The following is a 5,807-nucleotide window of genomic DNA, read 5'->3' as shown; positions in this document are numbered from 1 at the left end:
GTACTGCGCTCCGACATGCTCGTGCTCCCTGAAAAACGGAAGCCGAAGCATGCGGGCTCAAACGGGGCTACGTAAGAATGGGGTTCGTGGAGCGCTTACAGATAATCCGAGAGAGTGGTTACTCATAAAACGTGAAATGCCGGTCCCGGATCCCTCGTCTGGTGCGCTGCGGTGGTCCATCGACTTTGTTTATGTTGACCCGTTTGCAATTCCAACCTTGGTCGAGTGCAAGCGCTGTGACGATACTCGCTCCCGGCGAGAGGTCGTCGCTCAAATGTTGGAGTACGCAGCAAACGGACATCATTACTGGACAGCTTCCGAAATGCGTAGTTACGCGGAAGCGGCCGCGGGGGGCGGCGAGGCGTTAGCGGCCGCGCTGCCGGTTTTTGCGCAGACCGAAGACCGCACGGTTGAAGGTTTCTTTACATCGATTGAGCGGAACCTTCGAGAAGCAAAAATGCGACTGGTTTTCTTCTTGGAGGAGTCACCCAACGAATTGCGAAGTCTTGTTGACTTTCTCAATCGACAGATGACCAATACTGAAGTTTTTCTGGTTGAGGCGCGACAGTACCAGTGCGCATCGCAACGTGTCGTCGTTCCTCGGTTGTTTGGATACACGGAAGAAGCTCGCGTTGTCAAACGGGAGGCCCGAAAGGAAGCACAAGCCTCCTCTGGGGAGCTTGGTCCGGAGGCGTACTGGAAGGGGGTAGAGAAATATATTGCTTCCAAAGAAGTTCAATCTGCAATGCGGAATTTCATCGGTGCATTTGAAAAACCGCCATTATCGAACGTGGGGACCATATGGTGGGGAAAGAATGCTCTCGTTGGTCTGCCAAGATTGGTCAAGAACAGAGCGCTCTGCAGCCTCGATCGAAATGGGAGCCTTGGCTTGTGTTTCGATTACTGGAACGAAAAATATCAGGACATAGGAGAGAGGCAGCTTGCCGCACGCGACGAGTTTGCGATAGAGCATCACGACGCAGGAAGGGTCGTTGCGGATGAGTTGGCGCGGCTGAATCAGCTGATGGCCGTGCCGGAGGCGCAGGCGTGAAGAAGTATTCGCAACCGACAAGGCCCCAACCAGATCGACCAGATTCGATCCCCGGCGGTCGAGTAGCTCTGCCAGGAAGCTGATCGATGCCCGTCGCGAAAAGCCTCAAACCCCCGGAATGGATACGCAGCGGGGCCGAAATCACCGGCGGTCTGGACTTACTGGGTTTGCGCTTACCCGTCCAGTTCATCGGCGGCACCTTGCTCGATGGTGTGACCACGGTGACGCCATCGGTCCGCTATCTGGCGTTTCGCGCTTGGCTGGTCCATCGCTACGGCCAGACCGGACAATCGGACGACTGGCAAACCTATACGGATTTCGCGGCGCGCATCGAGTCCGCGCTGGTGCTCGGCAATCTGACACAGGACCGGACGATCAGCGGTCTGATTGGTGCTGATCAGGCGTTGGTACGCCTCGAAGCTGGTACGCCGCAGGTGGAAGTCTCCTCACTGGTCAAGTCGCCAGCTTCGACGATTTACGCCGGCCCCTCTGATCAACTGGGGCTGAGCAAGACGCGGGACAACTTGGTTCCGGCGCTGGTCGACACCCGAGGGTTACCTCTGGCCCAGGCGGTGCATCAGCGGCTGGCGCGTGTTCCGCTGCTCGAACGCTTGGTGTCCGAACCTAACCTGACCCAGGCAACGCTGGATGACTTGCGTGAACTGGGCACCGTCGCCCGCATTGACCAGATCCCCGATGACGAGCGCGAACTGTTGCTGGCCGCGATCGTGCCTGCCAAGCCGCTGCCGAAGGAGCGGGCGCGTGTCGGCACCTACGCCGCCCTGCTGGCCTTGGCGGCCAAAAAGAAAGCGCGGCCCACGGAAGGCGATCTGTTCGACGCTGCCTGCTCGATGAACCGTTTTGGTGAGCCGCTGCTCGATCAGATGGCGGTCGGCTGGACTTTTTATGGCGTGCGCGATGCCATCGCCGTCACCCAGGAAGCGGTGCTTGCAGCGGTGATGGGCGAGATCATGGCCAGCACGAATGGCGGTCTGGCCGGCGTGGCGCGAGAGCAGGTCGTCGGGGCGCTGATGGAACGCGTTGAGGAACACGACGCTGCCTTGCGCGACCTGGGCTTGCTGAGTGCGGCCGAGTCGGTGACGTCCCTGTCATTCCGGGATCTTCAACGACGCATCAATGCGCGCATTTCCACCGATAGTGTGAGCAGCCAGGGCGTGAAGCGCTGGCCCGATACGCTGGTCGAACCTTTGCTGTACAAGCGCGCCTTGAAATCGGGGGCGGGTGCGTTGTCCCTGGCTGTCGTCGCCTGGCTGCTGGCCGCCGCCCGGGTGGCGGATGCCGTGCGGGAAAACAATCCGCAATCCGGCACCCTCTCGTACCAGGGGTGGCGGCGCCTGGGCCTGCGCGATGTCATCCTGCCCGAGTTGGAGCGCTTCCACCGCGAGGATCGTCCGCTGCGCGAGGTCGCCGCCGAACTGGCCTACCGGACGGTGCAGCAGCATCTGCAAATCACGTGGTCGCGCTTGCAGGTCGATCTGCGCCGGGATGTGGCGCTGCTCACCGCTGAAGGAAATCAGTGGTTCTCGCGGGGCAAATCCTTTGCCGCCGGACGCACGGCATCGCGCATTCAGCAAGCCCTGGGCTGGCTCGGTCAGCTCAAGCTGATTGACGCGGGGGGCATCACGGCTGATGGCGATGTGGTGCTGAAGCGGGCCTTCGCGGTGTTGGCCGAGGAGGCCGCAGCATGAACCCGCGCCTGTTTTGCCGCGAGCAGTCGTATCACAAGGCTTTGCTGCTGACGTACTCGTTCGATCCGATTTTTTTCGAGCAGGTGGTGCTGCCCGATCTTTGGGCAGGGAGGTCGAGCGACATCCTTGTGCTCGGCGATCAAGCGCAGATCGATGCGTCGACGCAGTTGTCGGCCGGGCAACTCTGGCATCTTGGCAAGCACTACCTGCTTGCCGGTGCGAACCACACGGGCGCGTTCCATCCCAAGGTGTTTTTGCGGCTTGGCCCCAAAGATGGGATTGTGCTGCTAGGTAGCGGCAACGTGACCAGTTCGGGATGGGGTGGCAATCAGGAACTTGGCACCGCCTGGATGGTGGGGCCAGAACACGCCGACAAGGGTGGCTGGCTGCATTCCTTTCTCGACAGCGTCTTGTCTTGGTGTGGCGGGGTGCTTGAGCGCGACGCCGTGCGACGCATGAAGGACGTGCCGTGGCTCAGCCTGACGCCCGTCGCGCCCGCCACGGAGAGTGTCGTGCTGCACAGCAGGCAGGGGCTCTCATTGGCACCGGCACTCGCGCAGCGGTGGACTGGGCGACGATTTGACGAGGTGAAGATACTGACCGGATCGACAGACGAATCCGGTGCCTTCCTGCGCTGGGCGTATTCGACCTTCGGCGTTCAACAGGCCACGATTGCACTCACGCCGTCGTCGGCGAGTTTTGATCCCGACAAACTGGCGGACCTGCCCCTCAAGCTGCGCATCATTCCAGCACCGGCAGATCGTGCCATGCACGCGAAGTTTTACTGGTTCGATGGTCCAGATGGGCCGGCTGCTGTCATGGGCTCGGCCAACTGTTCTGCCGCTGCCTGGCTGCTGGCCCCGGATCAAGGCGGCAATATCGAAACGCTGGTCGCCTACGATCAGCCGGTTCCCGATGATTTTGCTGGCGTGCTCAACGTTTTTGCTGCACCAGCAAGCGATCTGGTCGATGTGCTTTTACCGAGGTCACTCACTGCGAACGAGGCGGACGCCCCTGCACTGGTATTCCGCTTGAAATCGTTGCAGTGGGATAGCGCAGGGCATCGTTTGCAGGCGGAAATCTCACCTTCGCCAGAGGCCAGCATGAAGCTTGAGCTGGTGGTCGGCGGACTTCGGTTATCAATGCAGCCCCTGCAAGGTACTGCCGGGGCTTGGGTGTGCGATCTTCCAGGGGCGCTCGCTTCTGCGACGGTGTTCGCCAGTGTGGAACTCCTCCGAGGCGCTGAGCGGTGGATGACGCTACCTAGATGGGTAAATGACGTTGCCGCCCTGGAGCACGCCAGCCACGCGGCACGGCTACTGGAGCCATTCAAGGGGCTGGAACGCAACGCCACATCGACAGAGCAACGCCAGATGCTCGACGAACTGCAGGAAGTCGCGCATGCCTTGTTCAACGACACGGCAGCTTTCCGTGACCCGGGGTTCGGATCGGCGCGCAGCAAAGAGTCCAAGGACGATACGCCAGCCGCACCGGTCAATCCGGCCGATTTGATCGTTCATCTGGAGGAACACCATGAGGGTTTGCCGAATTTCGGATCGGCTGCGCCGGTGGCATCCCTATCGCTGACCGGGATTCTTCGCCTGCTCTTCGACGGGGAAGCGGAAGAGAGTGTGGGGTCGGTCGCGACCAAAGACGAGGAGATCGACGAAGGGCAATTGCCCGATGACGGGGAAGGCGCTCCCAAGAAGCTCACCGAGAGGACTACGGTCACCTCCAACCCCGTGCCAATTGAGGACCGTTTTCGGGATCGCTTGGCGGCGCAGATCTCCACGTTCCTCACTGAGATGTCTTCGGCGGTATTCGCGGAACGGTGCTCGGCGACTCAGATGGTGCAGGCGGTTTCATTCCCGCTTGCGGTGGCCATGCGCGGGCAGCGCGGGGGCTGGGTGAAACCCGAGGTAGCAGAGCAGTGGGCACTGGAAGTGTTTTCCATCCTCTTCCGAGGGAAGGCTTCGGGGTCTGGCGGACTGTTACATACCGTCGAGCAGCGTTATGCCGATAGCGATCAACATTCGACTTTCGAGGAGGTGGTCGGCGATGGCACGTTGTGGATCGTGCTTGTCGCCACGCTGGGCCATTCCAACTGGCAGGGCGTTGGCACGGACATCGACAAAGCGGTCGCCCTGCGTGAGGTTTTTACTGCCCCCCAGCTACTGGCTTCCGCCGTGCCAGCAAGAGTCGCGGCGCTCATCGGAAGAATACGCATCGACGACGCGCGGTCTTATCTTGCCGAGGTTGCACCAACGGTGACGCGGCTGCTGGAGGAAATTGATTCCGAGTTGAGGCAAGTCTGGGAGGGGGAACTGCGTCAGCAGGGCGAGCGCGGTATCACGCACAAGGTCGGTGATTTGCTCTGGCGAGACAGGGTCGGATGGGCAATATGCTTGGAGGATGTGTCATCGAAAGCAGGCCAGTCTGTAAAGGTCCGGCTGCGAGGCAAGGAAAAGAATGTGATGAACGGCTACTACGTCAATGTTTCTGATCTGACCGGCCGGAACACTCTGCTGGCCGGCAAGATTCTGCAGCTTCGTCAGGCGGTTTCTGCTGGGATTCAAAAATCAGATGCACCAGCCAACATCGCGTGAGCCCGCAGCAACCCGCTGGAGTGCTCATAAGCTCGGAAGGCCAGTCGGCACATGGTCAACCATCCGCCACCATTAAATGACAGGTAACCGACACATTGCTGCCAAGCACCGCTCATCAAGCCGACGACAGCTACGGCCGACGTCCTGTCGGACAGATGCTGGACTGACCGTCGGTTTGACTCTGTTACCTGCCACTGAGAGCCTGGCATGCTGAACGACCGGATTGGGTCGATACTTCCAGTTCGCCGGACGGAGAAGCCGCCGTTCACCGTCGCCCGACGCGCGAACGGCAGGTGACCAACCCATTGCTGCCTGACTGTGCCATCAAGCCACCGGCAGCTGAGGCCGATTATGTAGATGCCTCGATTATGTTGAGCCGCCATGGGCGTCGTGCGCCAACCGCCCGGCTGGGGCGGCAGGCGCAGATTTTGATCTCCACAT

The 5,807-nt window shown here is 60.6% G+C and carries 3 protein-coding genes; all 3 read left to right on the top strand.

Going from position 1 to position 5,807, the window contains the following annotated elements; all coding sequences use genetic code 11:
* On the top strand, positions 1–1,051 hold a 1,051-nt coding region (locus ACPT9U_RS17180), incomplete at its 5' end, for a hypothetical protein (protein WP_435751847.1).
* 86 nt (positions 1,052–1,137) lie between these two features.
* Complete coding sequence (locus tag ACPT9U_RS17175) at positions 1,138–2,760, top strand: hypothetical protein (RefSeq protein WP_435751846.1); 1,623 nt, start codon at positions 1,138–1,140, stop codon at positions 2,758–2,760.
* Positions 2,757–5,366, top strand: coding sequence for a hypothetical protein (locus tag ACPT9U_RS17170; protein ID WP_435751845.1), 2,610 nt, complete (start codon positions 2,757–2,759; stop codon positions 5,364–5,366). Before ACPT9U_RS17175 ends, ACPT9U_RS17170 begins: the two co-directional genes overlap by 4 nt.
* Positions 5,367–5,807 lie beyond the last annotated feature (441 nt).

Origin of the sequence: Thauera sp. AutoDN2 (genome assembly GCF_051280715.1) — a bacterium.
Taxonomy (GTDB): domain Bacteria; phylum Pseudomonadota; class Gammaproteobacteria; order Burkholderiales; family Rhodocyclaceae; genus Thauera.
The sequence above is the reverse complement of the archived record's forward strand: the minus strand, read 5'-3'. Positions and strand labels throughout refer to the sequence as shown.